This is a genomic window from Pedobacter deserti (assembly GCF_024436415.1).
Lineage (GTDB): Bacteria > Bacteroidota > Bacteroidia > Sphingobacteriales > Sphingobacteriaceae > Pedobacter > Pedobacter faecalis.
The window spans coordinates 171900-188146 of the sequence record NZ_JAFMZQ010000001.1; the positions used below are offsets into that span (position 1 = coordinate 171900).

The 16247-nt window shown below is 49.4% G+C and carries 16 protein-coding genes; 11 read left to right on the forward strand and 5 right to left on the reverse strand.

The features are described 5' to 3' along the window. The first annotated feature begins 42 nt into the window (after positions 1-42). From J3P40_RS00795 to J3P40_RS00805, 3 genes are read left to right on the forward strand one after another with little or no spacing between them, the layout of a single operon-like run. Entirely contained in the window at positions 43-765 is a 723-nt protein-coding gene (locus J3P40_RS00795) for a hypothetical protein (protein WP_256001947.1), read from the forward strand. Between the two features lie 58 nt (positions 766-823). Continuing rightward, on the forward strand, positions 824-1567 hold the full coding sequence (locus tag J3P40_RS00800) for a nucleotidyltransferase (protein ID WP_256001948.1): 744 nt from the start codon (positions 824-826) through the stop codon (positions 1565-1567). Between the two features lie 2 nt (positions 1568-1569). Then, positions 1570-2313 (forward strand): metallophosphoesterase family protein, encoded by a 744-nt coding sequence (locus tag J3P40_RS00805; RefSeq protein ID WP_256001949.1) that lies wholly within the window; start codon positions 1570-1572, stop codon positions 2311-2313. A 30-nt stretch (positions 2314-2343) separates the two neighbouring features. Here the strand turns inward: J3P40_RS00805 and J3P40_RS00810 are convergent, their stop codons facing one another. Then, the gene (locus J3P40_RS00810) at positions 2344-3759 is read right to left on the reverse strand and encodes a PQQ-dependent sugar dehydrogenase (RefSeq protein ID WP_256001950.1); all 1416 of its coding nucleotides are present in this window, start codon (positions 3757-3759) and stop codon (positions 2344-2346) included. Between the two features lie 31 nt (positions 3760-3790). After that, entirely contained in the window at positions 3791-4615 is an 825-nt protein-coding gene (locus J3P40_RS00815) for an NHL repeat-containing protein (RefSeq protein WP_256001951.1), read from the reverse strand. Between the two features lie 166 nt (positions 4616-4781). Between J3P40_RS00815 and J3P40_RS00820 the strand changes: the two genes are divergently transcribed. Genes J3P40_RS00820 through J3P40_RS00850 form a run of 7 tightly spaced genes read left to right on the forward strand, consistent with a single transcriptional unit; the run spans position 4782 to position 11520 of the window. Next, positions 4782-5150, forward strand: a complete 369-nt coding sequence (locus tag J3P40_RS00820; protein ID WP_256001952.1) for a transmembrane 220 family protein — start codon at positions 4782-4784, stop codon at positions 5148-5150. A gap of 12 nt (positions 5151-5162) precedes the next feature. Continuing rightward, positions 5163-5855, forward strand: coding sequence for an EboA domain-containing protein (locus J3P40_RS00825; RefSeq protein ID WP_256001953.1), 693 nt, complete (start codon positions 5163-5165; stop codon positions 5853-5855). A 17-nt stretch (positions 5856-5872) separates the two neighbouring features. Beyond that, positions 5873-6859, forward strand: coding sequence for a TatD family hydrolase (locus J3P40_RS00830; protein WP_256001954.1), 987 nt, complete (start codon positions 5873-5875; stop codon positions 6857-6859). Between the two features lie 4 nt (positions 6860-6863). Further along, complete coding sequence (gene eboC, locus J3P40_RS00835; RefSeq protein ID WP_256001955.1) at positions 6864-7745, forward strand: UbiA-like protein EboC; 882 nt, start codon at positions 6864-6866, stop codon at positions 7743-7745. A gap of 13 nt (positions 7746-7758) precedes the next feature. Continuing rightward, positions 7759-8946 (forward strand): 3-dehydroquinate synthase, encoded by a 1188-nt coding sequence (locus J3P40_RS00840; protein ID WP_256001956.1) that lies wholly within the window; start codon positions 7759-7761, stop codon positions 8944-8946. A 2-nt stretch (positions 8947-8948) separates the two neighbouring features. Further along, on the forward strand, positions 8949-10157 hold the full coding sequence (eboE, locus tag J3P40_RS00845; RefSeq protein ID WP_256001957.1) for a metabolite traffic protein EboE: 1209 nt from the start codon (positions 8949-8951) through the stop codon (positions 10155-10157). A 10-nt stretch (positions 10158-10167) separates the two neighbouring features. After that, positions 10168-11520: an alkaline phosphatase family protein gene (locus J3P40_RS00850; protein WP_256001958.1), complete on the forward strand. Its 1353-nt coding sequence runs from the start codon at positions 10168-10170 to the stop codon at positions 11518-11520. Here J3P40_RS00850 and J3P40_RS00855 read toward each other — a convergent pair. From J3P40_RS00855 to J3P40_RS00865, 3 genes are all read right to left on the reverse strand, one after another. Beyond that, the gene (locus J3P40_RS00855; protein WP_256001959.1) at positions 11517-11756 is read right to left on the reverse strand and encodes an isoleucyl-tRNA synthetase; all 240 of its coding nucleotides are present in this window, start codon (positions 11754-11756) and stop codon (positions 11517-11519) included. The two genes, J3P40_RS00850 and J3P40_RS00855, sit on opposite strands and share 4 nt — an antisense overlap. 225 nt (positions 11757-11981) lie before the next feature. Continuing rightward, positions 11982-12713 (reverse strand): DUF481 domain-containing protein, encoded by a 732-nt coding sequence (locus tag J3P40_RS00860; protein WP_256001960.1) that lies wholly within the window; start codon positions 12711-12713, stop codon positions 11982-11984. A 100-nt stretch (positions 12714-12813) separates the two neighbouring features. Continuing rightward, positions 12814-15198, reverse strand: a complete 2385-nt coding sequence (locus J3P40_RS00865) for a glycoside hydrolase family 2 protein (protein ID WP_256001961.1) — start codon at positions 15196-15198, stop codon at positions 12814-12816. A gap of 544 nt (positions 15199-15742) precedes the next feature. Between J3P40_RS00865 and J3P40_RS00870 the strand changes: the two genes are divergently transcribed. Next, on the forward strand, positions 15743-16219 hold the full coding sequence (locus J3P40_RS00870) for an Lrp/AsnC family transcriptional regulator (protein WP_256001962.1): 477 nt from the start codon (positions 15743-15745) through the stop codon (positions 16217-16219). Positions 16220-16247 lie beyond the last annotated feature (28 nt).

A 16247-nucleotide genomic window follows, 5' to 3' on the forward strand; every position in this document is an offset into this window, starting at 1 on the left:
CTTTAGTGTAAGTTTACATATGAACCACTAAAATATAAACCTATGAGAGCACTTGTAAAACGCAGCACCTTTTTTGGGTTGCTGCTGGTATTAACGGGTATGATAATGAACGCGCAGGCGCAGAACAATGCGATAACGGGCGCATGGCAACTTAAAGACGGCGAAAACCAGCATCATTTGTTTGTCCAGGACGGCATGTATTTTCATACAGTACACCGCGGCAACGAGTTTGTGGCGAGTCAGGGCGGGTCTTACGAGATCAGCGGAAATGTGATGAAGGCCAAAATGATGTACAACTCTGCCGATAACAGCGGTGTGGGTTCTGTGATGGAGGTACCTTTCAGCATCTCGGGCGACGTGCTTACGGCACAGGTACAGGGCAATGAGGCATCTTTTCGTCGGGTCGATAAAGGCGATGCTCCGCTGGCTGGCGTTTGGCGCATTACTGGTCGCATGGGCGATGACGGTAAAGTTGCCGAAATACATCAGACCGGTACGCGGCAGACTTACAAGATGCTTACGGGAACAAAATTCCAATGGGTGGCCATGGACCCGGGCAAGAAGGAGTTTTCGGGAACCGGAGGCGGTTCTTATACCTTTAAGGATGGGAAATATACGGAAAATATAGAGTTCTTTTCTCGCGATAACTCGCGCGTTGGCGCCGCTCTGAGCTTCGATGGCAAACTGGAGAACGGCAAATGGCATCACAGCGGCCTGAGCAGCAAAGGCGCAAAGATCTACGAAATCTGGAGCAGGCTTAAATAGGCCTCAAAACAGAACGGTCGAAATTGTGTTATCTACTAGCATCTAAGCTAGAGATAACATGATTTTAACACACGAGCAAAAAACAGCAGCAATTCAATTTTATGTCGACGTGCTGCGTACCCTGCAGGAAAACGACCTGCAGTTTATGCTGGGCGGCGGACTTGCCATGTACCAGTACACGGGTATAGCGCGCGACCTTAAGGATATGGATATTTTCTGCAAACCTTCAGAGTATCCAAAAATACTTAAGCTTCTGGCCGATAAAGGCTATAACACCGAACTTACCGATGTGCGCTGGCTCGCTAAAATCCATAAAGACGGACATTATATCGACATCATCTTCGATACGGTAAACAATATCTGCACGGTAGACGACGTGTGGTACAAACGCGCTACCACCGGTGATTATGAAGGGTTGACGGTCAAGTATATGTCGGCCGAGGACCTGGTATGGTGCAAAATATACGTGCAGAACCGCGAACGTTATGATGGTGCCGATGTAAACCATATTCTGCTGAAAACCGCAGGTAATTTTGACTGGAAGCGGCTGATGTTTAAGCTGGACCAGCACTGGCACCTGCTTTTGGCCCAAATCCTGATCTTCCAGTTTGTGTACCCGGCCGACTACCATGATGTAATTCCGCGCTGGGTGTTTGACGAACTGATGGAGCGCGCCAAAGAGCAGTACGATATTCCGCGTGCGCTGGAGCGGGTATGCCGCGGACCGGTCATTGACCAGACGCAGTATGAGGTGGACATCAAAAAATGGAATTATAAAGTGAGTACCATAAAAACGACCTAACCATGGAAGAAACAACAGCAACAACCATAAAAATTGCCGCTGTGGCCGACATTCATGTGAGGGAGGGTGATAAAGGCAGGTGGGCCGATTGCTTCAAGGAAATATCTGCGCAGGCGGATGTACTGATCATTGCGGGCGACCTTACAGATACAGGTGATGAGCATGAGGCGCAAGTGCTGGCAGAGGAGCTTAAATCCTGCAGTATACCCGTACTTGGCGTATTGGGCAATCATGATTACGAGAAAGGCAGGCACAAGCTCATCAGGCAGGCACTGCAGAATGCCAGCATGACCATACTGGATGGCGAGGCAATAGTGATCAAGGGTGTCGGCTTTGCCGGCGTAAAGGGCTTTGGCGGGGGCTTCGATAATTATATGCTATCGATGTTTGGTGAGCAGGCCATGAAAGATTTTGTTCAGGAGGCCGTAAATGAAGCCTTGCATCTGGATCGGGCACTGGCGCGATTGGATGGGGAGAACGATAACATCAAAAAAGTAGCCATTATGCACTATGCACCCATTCAGGAAACGGTGAAGGGTGAACCGGAAGTGATTTTCCCTTTTTTGGGATCATCGCGACTGGCGGAGCCGCTGACACGCAGGAATGTGGTGGCAGCATTTCATGGTCACGCACACGCGGGGCAGATTGAAGGTACCGCCCCGGGTGGTGTTAAGGTATACAATGTAGCCCTGCCTATTCTGCAGAAGCATGGCTACCCTTGCAATTATTTTATCCTGGAAGTCTGATAAGGCAAGCGGCCGCTTGCCCTGATCTAGTTACGGCTGCGGCACCAGGCGGAACACCCTGCCCGGAGATTCAACGGCCATATAAATGAATCCATCGGGACCCATCCGCACGTCCCGAACGCGGCCAATGTTCTTGAACAGGATCTCCTGTTTGGTCACTTTGTTTCCGGTGAGGACCAGTCGCTGTAAAAACTCAAACCTTAACGATCCTGCAAGCACGTTGCCCGTCCAGCCCTTATACTTGTTACCCTGCACGAAGGCGAGCCCGCTCGGACCTATAGAAGGAATCCAGTAATGAACGGGCTGCTCCATACCTGCTTTAGCAGTCAGATTGGTAATCGGCTTGCCATTGTAATTTATCCCGTAAGAAATGACAGGCCAGCCATAGTTTTTACCAGGTGAAACGATGTTAAGTTCATCCCCGCCTCTCGGACCGTGTTCGGTTTCCCAAATCTTACCTGTTGTTGGGTGTATGGTTAGCCCCTGCGGGTTACGGTGACCATAAGAATAGATAGACGACAAAGCACCAGTAGTTTTCACAAAGGGATTGTCGGCCGGAATTGTTCCATCACTTTTAATGCGGTGAATTTTACCGAGCGCATTGTTTTTGATCTCCTGAGGGTTTGCTTTTTCGTTGCCACGCTCGCCCACGCTGAAATACAGATAGCCGTCGCGGCCAAACTGCATGCGTGAACCATAGTGAAGCTGGGTGCGCTGATAGGGTTCAGCGACAAAAATATCTTTCTGGTTGCTAAGCGCATTGCCCTTAAGAACGGCACGCATAATGGCTGTGGTACCCATAGTTGTGCCGCCCTCGGTCTTAGGTTTGGAGTATGACAGATAAATGGTGTTGTTGGAAGCAAAACGCGGGTCGGTGATTACGTCCATCAAACCACCCTGTCCGCGGCTCCAAACCTCCGGCACACCGCTAATCTCAGTCATAGACTTATCCTTACCTACGCGGAACAGTTTACCGCCGCGGTCGGTGACCAGCAAATCGCCCCCAGGAAGAAAGGCGATGCCCCAGGGCACGTCCAATCCGGGTCCGCTTACCTGCTCCAGCTTGATCGTCATGTTTTCGGTTTTAAACACGTCGCCCACCGGTTTCTCGCGTGAGGTGTACTGACCTACGTTCTTGATTCCCTCAAGAATATAATCGGCCAGTCCGTTTATTTCTGCCTCGCTCAGCGTGCCGCCGAATGCCGGCATGCCCTCGTCGGCGTGACCATGCGTGATAGACTTGGCAATATCTTCTTTCTTGTTGCCGAACTTCCAGTTGCGGTCGACAAACATATCCATTTTTTCGCCGTGGCAACCGGCGCAGTAAGTGGCGTAATTTTTAGCTGGCGTTTCGTCTGCCACTGTTGATGAACCTTGCCGCTCGAACCCGAGACATACGGCAAGAACTGATCCGGCAAGCACTGCCGCACTGAAATTTTTTAGCATTTGGTGTGTTGTAAATTGGTACCCGAATTTACTATTTTAATTGGTAAGCCATGACCGTCTTCTTAAAAAAAGTAGGAATGTAGACGACGCGCTTTACCGGGTCGTAGCCGATGTCTGCAATATTGATTTTCTCCAGATGGGTGTCCAGCAGCAGGTCCGAGCGGCCATCGGCATACACATAGTAAAGGTATCCGCCCCAGCTCGAAAAGAGGAAATCGCCGTTGCCTATCGGCTCTATCCCATCGCCTCCCTGGGGCAGGCCGGCTACCTTGATCATGCCCTTGTTTACATCCGCTTTCAGCAGACTTTTGCCCCCTCCGGCGATGTAGAGCAGGTCGCCCACCGCCTTGAGGCCGTTGAGGCCGTCGATGTTTTCCATATAGGTTTCGACAGTGCCGTTGATGAACCGGTGTATCTTTCGGGTCCTGGAATCAGACACGTATACCACACCCTTGGCATCGGCCGTAACGTCGTTCAGGAAAGCTGAACCTGGTACAGGTATACGCTGGATTACTTTAGCTTTTGCGATATCGATAACCGCCAGGTCGGTAACGTCTGCAACAAACATTTTACCTGCATGGATGGCCATTCCCTTTGGTGAGTTAAGCCCCTTAACCCAGTTGAGGTCGACCACCTGTCCGTTCATGTCGAGTTTACCGATACCGCCTATGCTGTCGATATCCGTGGCGCTGTTGCCCATTATGGACACATACAGCACCCCGGCTTTGGTGTCGGGCAGTACAGATTCGGGCAGATTGATCACCGTATCGGTCTGCCAGAGCTTCTCGACGCTATGCTGTGCCCTGGCACATACCGCTGCAAAAAGGAATAAGGGGATACAGAAATATTGCTTCATGTGGTCAGTGTGTTAGGAGGTAAAATATCTTATTCAGCTATGAATAACTGAAGATAAGAATAATTGTTTACCCTGTTTCATTTTTTGCAATTGGGCTTCTAAAACGGTTATTTTATCTGTTTATTTGTATAGTAATAACCAACACACAAATCTTAATCTTGTAGCTATGCTGTTTAGCATTCTTAATTCTATATTTTGTATCGCCTTTGTTTTGTTTGCCTATGTGAATCTCAACGATAGCGATTCCTGGCTGTGGGTACCTATTTACATGATCGCATCGGTTTGCTGCGGTTTGGCGGCCTTCAATTATTTCTTCCCGCTGGTATACCTGATTGCCATTGCCGGTTATCTGATCTATGCGGTTTACCTCTTTTTTGCGAAAGACGGCGTGCTCGACTGGATCACGAAATACCGGACGCCGAGTTTGGTGGAAAGCATGCAGGCGACCAGGCCTTATATTGAAAAAGCCAGGGAGTTTTTTGGCCTGCTTATCATTAGCGGTGCACTGGCGATGAATTACTTCATAGCGGTCTAAATTGTTTAATGTATGAGTGATAGGGATAAACTGACCAGCCTGGCAAGTCTGTTTCTGAATATTATTGACCGGCACGCTGCCCCTGAGGCGTCGGACTGGCTTCGTGCTAAAGCAGAACTCGTTTCTAAAGAGGATAAGGCACTGCAACTGAACATGGCCTTTTCTCAGATACCCCGGCTTGTAGGGCGCCAGGCGCTGATCATTCTGGATGCGGAAAGGGAACAGTTGGGGCTACTGCTGCCCGGACTGGACATCGAAGATTGGTCGCTGGACCAGCTTGCGCGTGTATGGCTGCTGATGCAATTGCGCGATGGGGATAAAGAGGCCTATCTCAGGAAAGTCGACGGCCTGTTTAACGGCGCTGAGATGTATGAACTGGCCGCACTGTATGCCGCACTTTCGGTGCTGAGTTATCCGGAGTCGTGGATACCACGCTGCACGGAAGGCATCAGAAGCAATATTGGCATTGTGCTTGAGGCCATTATGTATGCCAATCCGTATCCGGCAACTTACCTGGATGAGGCGGCCTGGAATCAATTGGTTCTCAAAGCGTTCTTTACCGATAAGGATGTCACGAAGATCACCGGAATCCGCGAGCGTGTGAATGTGGCGCTTTCTGATACGCTGAAGGATTATATCAGGGAACGTGAAGCAGCCCATCGCGATATAAATCCGGAAATACCGAAATTGATAATCAATAATTGATCATAAATACTTGAACTATGTGCTGTAGTGAAAATTTTGAAGAAAGAAATCAAGGCGAAAAGATACAGACTACGCTCGATCTGAGTGAGATCAGCGGCATGCAGTTTTTTGATCCGCATGTACATATGTCGTCGAGGACTACGGATGACTATCAGGCCATGGCTGATGCTGGTGTAGTGGCACTGATTGAGCCGGCTTTCTGGCTGGGCCAGCCACGGACGGGCCTGGCGAGTTTCACGGATTACTACAGCAGCCTGATTGGGTGGGAGCGTTTCCGCTCTTCACAATTCGGCATTAAGCATTATTGTACCATAGGCCTGAATTCGCGCGAGGCAAACAATGAAGCTTTGGCAGAGCAGGTGATGGAGATTCTCCCTAATTTTATTTTTAAGGAAGGCGTTGTCGGCATCGGGGAGATTGGATTTGACGATCAGACTGCGGCTGAGGAAAAGTATTATCGCTTGCAGCTTGATCTTGCGAGGGAAGCATCACTGCCCGTGCAGGTACACACGCCGCACCGCGACAAGAAAAAAGGGACGTCGAGGAGTATGGATATTGCAATCGAACAGGGCCTTGCGCCTTATTCAGTCATTATAGACCATAATAACGAGGAGACCGTGAAGGAGGTTCTGGACCGCGGGTTCTGGGCTGCTTTTACGATATATCCGTTTACCAAGATGGGCAACGAGCGCATGGTGGAGGTTGTTAAGCAGTATGGTTCTGAACGGATCATGATCAATTCGGCGGCCGACTGGGGCATTAGTGACCCGCTGGCTATTCCTAAGACTGCGGCATTGATGAAACGTGCTGGGATTCCTTTGAAAGATATTGAACTGGTTACCTACAGGAATGCCATAACGGCGTTCGGACAAAGCGGGCAGATCAATGAGGCAGACTTTATTGCCGTTAAGAATGTAGATCAGTCGCAGAAGTTTGGCAGCAACACGGTGCTTCGCGGCGGGCAGCAGCCGCGGGTTGACAAAAACTCGATCATCATATCTTAAGCGGGTGAAAAAACTGATTGGCTATCTGAGGCTGATGCGGCCTGCTAATGTGGTTACTTCTGTAGCCGATGTGCTGGCCGGGATAACGATTGCGGGGTATTTCGCCATGCAACTGACGGGTTGGGCGCCGGTGATACTGCTGTGCATTTCGACCATCGGACTGTATAGCGGCGGTATTATCATGAACGATTATTTCGACGCCGATCTTGACGCCAAAGAGCGGCCGGAGCGGCCTATCCCTAGCGGACTGATCAGCAAGAAGGCCGCTGCCATATTTGGGGGTATCTGTTTTTTTGCGGGTATTTTTGCGGCCGGACTATACAGTAAGCATTCACAGTACCTGGCTTTCGCCATTATGGTGTCTTGCCTTGTGTATGATAAATTCCTCAAACATCATTCCCTGTTTGGGCCGCTCACCATGGGTTTGTGCCGCGGTTTGAACTTATTGCTGGGCATCAGCATTTTTCCAGATGCGGTGCAGCAGTGGTGGTTTCTGGCCCTTGTGCCTATTGTTTATATAGCGGCCATCACGATGATAAGTCGCGATGAAGTACATGGCGGCGCCGCACGTACCTTGTATGCTGCAGCCGCATTGTATCTGCTGGTGATTGCAGCCATTGTTTACTTTGCCTGGCGAAACGATGAGCTGCTGCTGACCGCTCCCCTGCTTGCTGGCTTTGCTTTTATGATCTTTGTGCCTTTGTTCCGTGCAGTGCAAAATCCTGCCGGCCCTAATATAGGAAAGGCCGTAAAGGCTGGCGTTATAGCGCTGATACTGATGAATGCAGCCTGGGCAGGTGCCTTCGGAAGCTGGCAGGCGGCGCTCTGCATTGTTATTTTATTACCATTATCCATCGGGCTAAGCAAGGCTTTCGCGGTGACTTAGTCAAAAAGTTAATATGAGCCATATACAACAATCGTTTACTGTTCAGTTCGAATATAAAGTATATTTCACGGAATCTTTATTCGGCCAAACCAACACCCTGCTGGCTGATTTTTTTAAGGAGCGCCCTTCGGTTGCCTTACGGAAGATCTTCTTTGTGCTGGATCAGGGCGTTGCAGATGCCTGGCCTTCTCTGGCTGAGGATATCCGGGCTTATTTCCGGGTGCACAACCAGGTTAAGCTGGTCGACGAGATCATGATCATTCCGGGCGGTGAGACCTGCAAGAACGATCCCGGGCTTTTTGAACAGCTGGTAGAGGCGGTAAATGTTCATGGTATCGACCGTCACTCCTATATTGCCGCCGTGGGCGGTGGCGCCTTACTTGACCTGGTGGGTTATGCTGCTGCTGTATCGCACCGCGGCATAAAGCACCTGCGGATTCCGACCACGGTATTGTCGCAAAATGACTCGGGCGTTGGCGTCAAAAACGGTATTAATTACCGGGGCAAAAAGAACTTTCTGGGTACGTTTGCACCCCCCGCAGCAGTGTTCAACGATGAGCTGTTCCTTACTACGCTGGGCGACAAGGATTATCGCTCGGGTATTTCAGAAGCCATTAAGGTGGCGCTGATCAAAGACGTTGCTTTTTTCGAATGGCTGGAAGAGCAGGCCGGAAGGCTGATGCAACGCGAGGATACGGGGAAAGGCAATACGAGTATGCATGAACTCATTGTACGGTGCGCACAGCTGCATTTAGACCATATTGCCGGGGGCGACCCTTTTGAAACCGGTTCGGCGAGGCCGCTCGACTTCGGGCACTGGAGTGCGCATAAACTGGAGCAGCTTAGTAATTTCAGCATCCTTCACGGCGAAGCGGTCGCAATGGGTATCGCGCTCGACAGCACCTATTCTTACCTGAAAGGCATGCTTAGTGAGGAGAAGCTGATCCGAATTCTTGATTTGCTGAACGGCCTGGGCTTTGAAATTGACCATCCGGTGATACGCATCAACGACACGGACTCCCCTATTCTGAAAGGACTCGCGGAATTCCAGGAACACCTGGGCGGCTTGCTGACCATCACCTTGCTTAGTGACATTGGAACGGGTGTTGAGGTGAATGAAATGGATCATCAGTTGCTGATCCGGGCAAGTGAATATGTACAAAACTATAACAGAAGGCATTCTGCATCAGATAAGGAGTAGCTATGAAGTTAAAAAGTGGTCACCTGACGTATTGCACGAACATCCATCCCGGCAAGAACTGGGCGGAGGATTTTGCGGCGCTGCGTGAAAACTTCCCTGAAATAAAAAAGGCCGTAGCGCCCGGTGAGGCTCTTGGTTTAGGCTTGCGCCTTTCAAACGAGGCCAGCCTGACACTGACGGAGCCCGGCCAGCTTGAGATTTTTAAAGATTGGCTTGCTGAGAATAACGCCTATGTATATACCATGAACGGCTTCCCTTACGGCGAATTTCACCGCAGGGTGGTGAAGGACGACGTTCATGCACCCGACTGGACAACGCACGAACGCAGGGAGTATACATTGCGGCTGTTTGGTATCCTGGAATCGCTGCTGCCGGAAGGCATGGATGGCGGGATATCGACCTCTCCGCTAAGCTATCGGCACTGGCACCAGAATACGGAGGCAGCTGCAGAAGCACGTAAACTTTCAACCCAGCATATCATTGAGGTGATTGCGGCCCTGGCTGACACCTATGAGCGCAGCGGAAAACTGATGCACCTGGATATCGAACCTGAACCGGATGGTGTCCTGGAGACGGGCCGTGAATTTATTGACTGGTTTGAACATGATCTGCTGCCCGCGGGCATCCCCTATCTGCAGCATAATTTGGACATAACCGCGGAGGAAGCTGATGCGATCATCAGGAGACATCTATGTTTGTGTTATGACGTTTGTCACTTCGCTATAGGCTACGAGGATCACGAGGCTGTGCTCAGGGAGCTGGCTGAGAAAAAGATAGCCGTGGGCAAAATCCAGATCAGCGCTGCGCTGAAAGCCAGGTTAGACCGTTCAGTTTCAGAAAAACAGCTGTTGAAAACGGCGATCGAGGCATTCAATGAACCTACCTACCTTCACCAGGTGGTGGCGCGTTTGGAGAACGGGGAACTGATCCGCTATAAGGATCTGCCAGATGCACTCGCAGATTTCGATGACACCAAGGCGGTAGAATGGCGGGCACATTTCCACGTGCCTATTTCGACGCTGGAAATTGATTTGATCCACACCACCCAGAACGATATTAAAACGGTGTTGAACTGGCAGAAAAGCCATCCTTTTACGCAGCATCTGGAGGTGGAAACCTACACCTGGGAGGTATTGCCGGAACAAATAAAAACACCTATTGCCCAGTCGATCAGCAACGAACTGAAATGGGTGATCAACGAATTATCCTAAACACCATAAAATGAAGAAAACTGTAGTCATTGATGTTGTTGGCCTCTCTGCAAACCTGATTGGTGAGCATACGCCTTTTTTAAGGGATTATGTGAAGAATAAAAATGTACAAGCCATAGCACCTATGCTTCCGGCGGTAACTACAGCGGTGCAGTCGACCTACCTGACTGGTAAGTGGCCTGCCGAACATGGTATTGTGGGCAATGGCTGGTATGATCATACCGATGCGGAGGTCAAATTCTGGAAGCAGTCGAACAAACTTGTGCAGGCAAAAAAGATATGGGACCAGGCAAAGGCTGAAGACCCGGATTTCACCTGTTCAAATATGTTCTGGTGGTATAACATGTACTCCAATGCGGATTACTCCTGCACGCCGCGGCCAAATTACCTGGCGGACGGACGAAAGATGCCTGACTGCTATTCGCAGCCGGCGGAACTGCGGGATATCCTTCAGGAAAAGCTTGGGCAGTTTCCCTTATTCCAGTTTTGGGGTGCGGGGGCAAATATTAAGTCGACCCAATGGATCGCAGACGCTTCTGTGATTACAGATGAGTTGTATAACCCGACGTTAACACTGATCTACCTGCCGCATCTGGACTACTGCCTGCAGAAGTTCGGTCACGATTACAGCAAGATCAGCAAAGAACTGAGCGAAATAGATCAGGTGCTTAAGAGACTGGTGTCATATTATGAGGACCAATCGGCCGAGATCATTATTCTTTCTGAGTATGGCATAACGCCGGCTGACAAGCCGGTACACCTGAACAGGTTGTTCCGACAAAACGGATTGTTACAGATTCGCACCGAACGTGGACTGGAACTGCTGGACGCTGGTGCTTCTAAGGCTTTCGTGGTGGCCGACCATCAGGTGGCGCATGTTTACATCAATGATCCTGCAGTAAGGGATCAGGTGAAATCTTTATTGGAGAACGCGCCTGGAATAGCAGAGATACTTGATGATGCGGGTAAGAAGAAATATCATATCGACCATGAGCGGGCGGGCGACTTCGTGCTTATCGCTAAGCCTGACAGCTGGTTTACGTATTATTTCTGGCTTGATGACGCCGTGGCTCCCGACTACGCCCGTTGTGTGGATATCCATAAGAAACCGGGCTACGACCCTGTAGAAATGTTTATGTCGTCTAAGGCCAGAGCAGCATATAAACTGCTCAGGAAAAAAACCGGTTTCCGTTACGTAATGGATGTTGTACCGCTGGACGCGACGCTGATCAAAGGTTCGCACGGCAGTTTAGACAACCCGAAAGAATTTCATCCAGTACTGATCAGCAGCCCTGAAATTAATGCGGCTGACAGACAGGCCGACGAGGTATATGACCTGATCTGGAAGGCACTGCACCGTTAGTCGACAGTTTCGTGTTTTGCCGGATCCAGCTCGACCAGACCCTGACGTGTCTTCTTTGCAAAGAAAATAGGGTATAAAGACATAAGGGCACCAGCGATGAAACAGATTCCTGCGACGGTTAGCAGGAACCGCCCCTGCTCACCATTATCGGTGCGGACAAACAAATAGATTACGGCGGCTATGGTGCCAAGCACATAGGCAATTACTGCTTTTTGAAGTTTTAGTATCCTGATCATAGCAATACGTTTTAAGGTACTTAGAGAAATAAACAAAAATCAATCCACAAAAAAGCCGGCTGCGATTAAGCGCACCGGCCGTATGTTTTGCCTGCCCTCCGCGGATCGCCCGCTCACAGGACTTTTTGTCAGTTTGGGGATGGAAAATGCATCCATTTGTAATTCAATAACAATTTACCAAATTTTAAGTTTCACACCCAGAAAAAATTGTCAACAAACTCACATTTAAAAGTAACGTTCGAATGACAGGCCGTAACTGAGCAGAGAGTTCTCCCGGTTGGTTCGCGACGCACGGTTGTACTTATATGATGTGGTAAGCGCCAGCCACTTGTTTAATTTGAAATCCACCGAGGCGTCTGACCTGAGAATATAATCGCTCCCGTTGGTCAGTGAGTGTTGCCAGAAGGACGTATTGCTGAGGACGATGCTGTTGAAAAGTTCGAAGCGGAACAGCAGACGAAAGGAATTTCGGGTGGTTTCATAGGTATCCCTCGTACCGTCTTCAAGAAGGAGGTCGCTGGTGTCAAACAGAAGTCCGTTACTCAAATTGAATAAGGCCTTCGGCTGGTCTATAATGCTGTAGGCAATGCCGGCACCAGCCAGCAATTGATTGTTGATGTTCAGGGATTCACTGGTATTGTAATTAACGAGTCCCCAGTAATTGAATCGTGGGAAGGTTTTGTAGAGGTTGAAATCCAGCGTAGTTGAGTAGTCGTCGTTTGTAAGCTCCCCGTTTTGCTTCCCATAGACCCAGGCGGTATTGAAATTGAGGCTGAGCGACTTTTTTCTAACGCCAAACTGCGCGGAATTATTTAACAGGTAGGCCTGATTGTCCTGGGTTGTATTAACAGAACCGGTGGAAGAGAGATGAGCCCGATAATTTGTGCTGTCGGTAAACTGCGCCCGCCCTGTAAGCACACAGATAAGCAGCAGAAGGACCTGGATTGATTTCAGCATAATGGTGTTTTTCCTGTTCTAACACCAGGATTGCTTTTCCAGTTTTATAAAACGGGTGATCTATCCAGACCACCCGAACTACTAACACATATGAAACCAATTACTCTTTCGTCGCGTGCTGGTCGACAGCAGACTGGAATGCGGACTTCTCCTGCTCCCTGATATTGTCGGCATACTTAGCCAGATAAGCTTTAGCCGCCGGCACATAGTTGGCCCAATCCTGCTGATTATAAGTATGAATGGTCTTTGCCCGGAGAAACATCTCCTCCGCCGGAGCGCCGTATGGCTTTATAGCTGCCTCTATGGCATTCCAGTCCGGCTTTGCATCCGGCGTAGGCACTTTCGCCTGAATCAGATCGGCAAAAACGATATTCATAGCCTTTACGTAGGCATTTCGATCGTTTTTGGCTCTGTTGAGCAATACGGCAAAGCCCTTGTCTGTAACACGCTTCGTCATGCCCTCCATGAATGCGATGTCTTCCTCGGAATAAGGCTCCTTTATCGTGGACAGATACTCATTGCCAAACCTGGCCGCTCCTGCCTTGTCGCCCACCTGACCGGCCACCATAACAAGCCTTTTCAAGAACTTTGGTTCGCGGTTGCCCTCCATATATTTTTGAAGTTCTGCGACATAAAGGGCTCCGGGCTCTGTCAGGTCTGCGTCTTCAGCAGAAACATCTCCGGTCTGTTGCAGCCAGGAGGCTGCGTTAAGGTCAGGGTTTAACTTGCTGTGTATGTTTCTCAATTCAGCAAAAGGAATCTTAACCACAGCGCGGTCATACGTCATCAATCCGTTTTGCTCGGATTCCACATCAAAAGGCTGGGTGTAAATGGATCCACTCATACCTTCTTCCTCAAAAAGTTTAAGGTGCTGATTCATGATCGTGTACTTGGCTTTCAATCCCGCAGGCTTTTCGTTGATGTAGCCCCATTGTGATCCTGGGTTCCACTGGTGGTCCGGAATAAAAACGCCTATTCCGCCAAACTCACCCACCACCTGTGCTTTGCCTGGCTGCTTCAAAGAATTCATGGGATCGGGATAAGCGTGCACGTCGGTCATATCAGCCGCAACATAAGGGTTTTCCCTCGGCGCCCGCAGTTGTTCATTCACATACAGCAGTTCTCCTGAATGTCCGTTTACAATCCGTGAAGGATCTGTTGCCTTCATCCATTTGGTTAGGCGTTCCTGATCGTACTGGCCCCAGGCTTCGTTGAACAAGACCCAGGTAGTGATGCTCGGATAATTGTGCAACTGTGTCATCGTTTCTTTGGCACCTCGCTCGAACGCTTCCTTTGCCCCTTCTGGCAGCCCCTGATTGGGATTTACCATATCCTGCCATACCAGCATACCGATTTTGTCGGCATGGTAATACCAGCGTGCGGGCTCTACCTTTATGTGCTTCCTGATGGTATTAAAGCCCATGGCTTTGATGGCCCTGATATCAAAAGCAAGGGCCTCGTCGGTCGGCGCCGTATACAGTCCTTCGGGCCAGAAGCCCTGATCGAGCGTACCCAGGTTGAAGTAGGGTTTATTGTTCAGCATAATACGGTCTACACCTTTAGCGTCTTTGGCTACTGATATTTTTCGCATACCGAAGTAAGAAGAGACCTTGTCGCCCCCCAACTGTACGGTCAGATCGTACAGGTTTGGCGTGAGTGGTGACCATAGCCGGGCATTTTTAATGCTTACAGGTATTACGGTATTGGCTTTTCCTTTAATCGTTTTCCCGTCGACACTCAGCGTGACCGGCGCGTTGCTGGCAGATTTAACAGTGACGTTGACTACACTCTTATCGATGTCGGGTGTGATATACAGGCTTTCGATATGGGTGGCAGGTACAACTTCCATCCACACCGTTTGCCAGATGCCAGACGTAGGGGTATAATAAATGTTCTCCGGCTTCAGCACCTGCTTTCCGTGAGGGCCAACACCCTCCCCGCTCGGATCGAATACTTTTACCACGATCTCATTCTGACCCTCTTTGAGGGCAGCGGTGATATCGAAGGAGAATTCGGTATAACCACCTTCATGGCGGCCTACCTGCGTGCCGTTTATGAATACGGTAGCCTCATAGTCCACTGCGCCGAAGTTCAGCTTTACTTTGTCTCCAGCCTTTAAAGTCGGCTTTGCAAAATTCCGCTTGTACCAAAGGTTCTGTGAGGGCAGCAAGGCCTTCTTTACTCCGGACAAAGCTGACTCTATGGGGTAAGGTACTAATATCTGACCCTCCCAGGCAGATGGCTGAGCCGCGCCCTTAGCCGTAATGGCGTAATTCCATAAGCCGTTCAGGTTTGTCCAACCTGTGCGCACGAGCTGCGGACGAGGATATTCTTTTAATGCGTTGGCGGGCGATACATCTTTAGCCCAGCGGCTTTGAATGGTTACAGGCTGCATCTTCCAGTCGCCCTGCTGACCAGAGGCCGCCATTGCTAGCAGGCAAGCCGGGATGCATGCGAGCAGTTGTTTTAGGTTCAATTTAATCATGGTATATTTTAGTTGAGGCAAAAATCGGCATATGCAAGCTGGTGAACTATAGGAGAGGTTTTTTGTGTTAAAAAAGGCGGATGTACACCAAAAGGCAAACTAAAATTTCCTTACAGCGGGGTGTGGTAGGCCTGGTCAGAATTTAATTCTGAAAAAGAAAAGGTCTCCCCATCCGGGCAAGACCTTTTCTCTACTTAATCATCCAATGAAAAAGCGGGCTCCTAACCCTTTATATAACCAAATGTGACCGCCGAAGGCGGCCGATGAGTGGTTCCTCCCGGAACCAAGGGATTAACCATAAACGGCAACGCACCGATACGTCGTTTATGGAATGCAAATATCATGATGAATAATGACCTGGCACATAGCACGCGATTTTTCAGTAATTTTTGTGCGAAACAGCCCAGAAGTCAAAAATTATATTTGGCCATATACGCCACTTGCAATACTTCCTCAAAATAATGTTTGCATGTGTTTATTTTAATTTCTAAGTTTGCCGGTGACTAACCCTGAAAACGATTGAAATTTTTTCATTGATTTTAGGATGATTTCTGAATTACTGGACCACACGGATCTTCGGATTCTGAATTTGATGCAGGATGATTGCCGGCTTAGCCCTAAACAGTTGGCCAATCATCTCAAGATTTCTTATAATACCGTGCTTGACCGGCTTAAAAAGCTGACCGATCAGGGCTGTATACTCGGGTATACCACGCTTCTTAACAAGGAGATCGTGTCGGAATACCTGCATTTTATGATTCTCGTGAAGCTGCGCGAGCATACCGCTCAGGCGCTTCTGGATTTTAAAATGGCTGTGGATGAAATCGAGGACGTTAAGGAATGTTATCACCTTACGGGTCGTTTTGACTTTCACCTGAAGGTTTCGGTGCGCGACATGGCTGCTTACAACAAACTGCTTAATGATGTACTTCTGGCGCTACCTAATGTTAATTCCTGCGAGACTGCCTGTGTTATTTCGACGAGTAAGTTCGATACCCGGATTAAACTTACGATGAAATAAGCAAGGCTTCAGTTTGTCGTTCGGATTC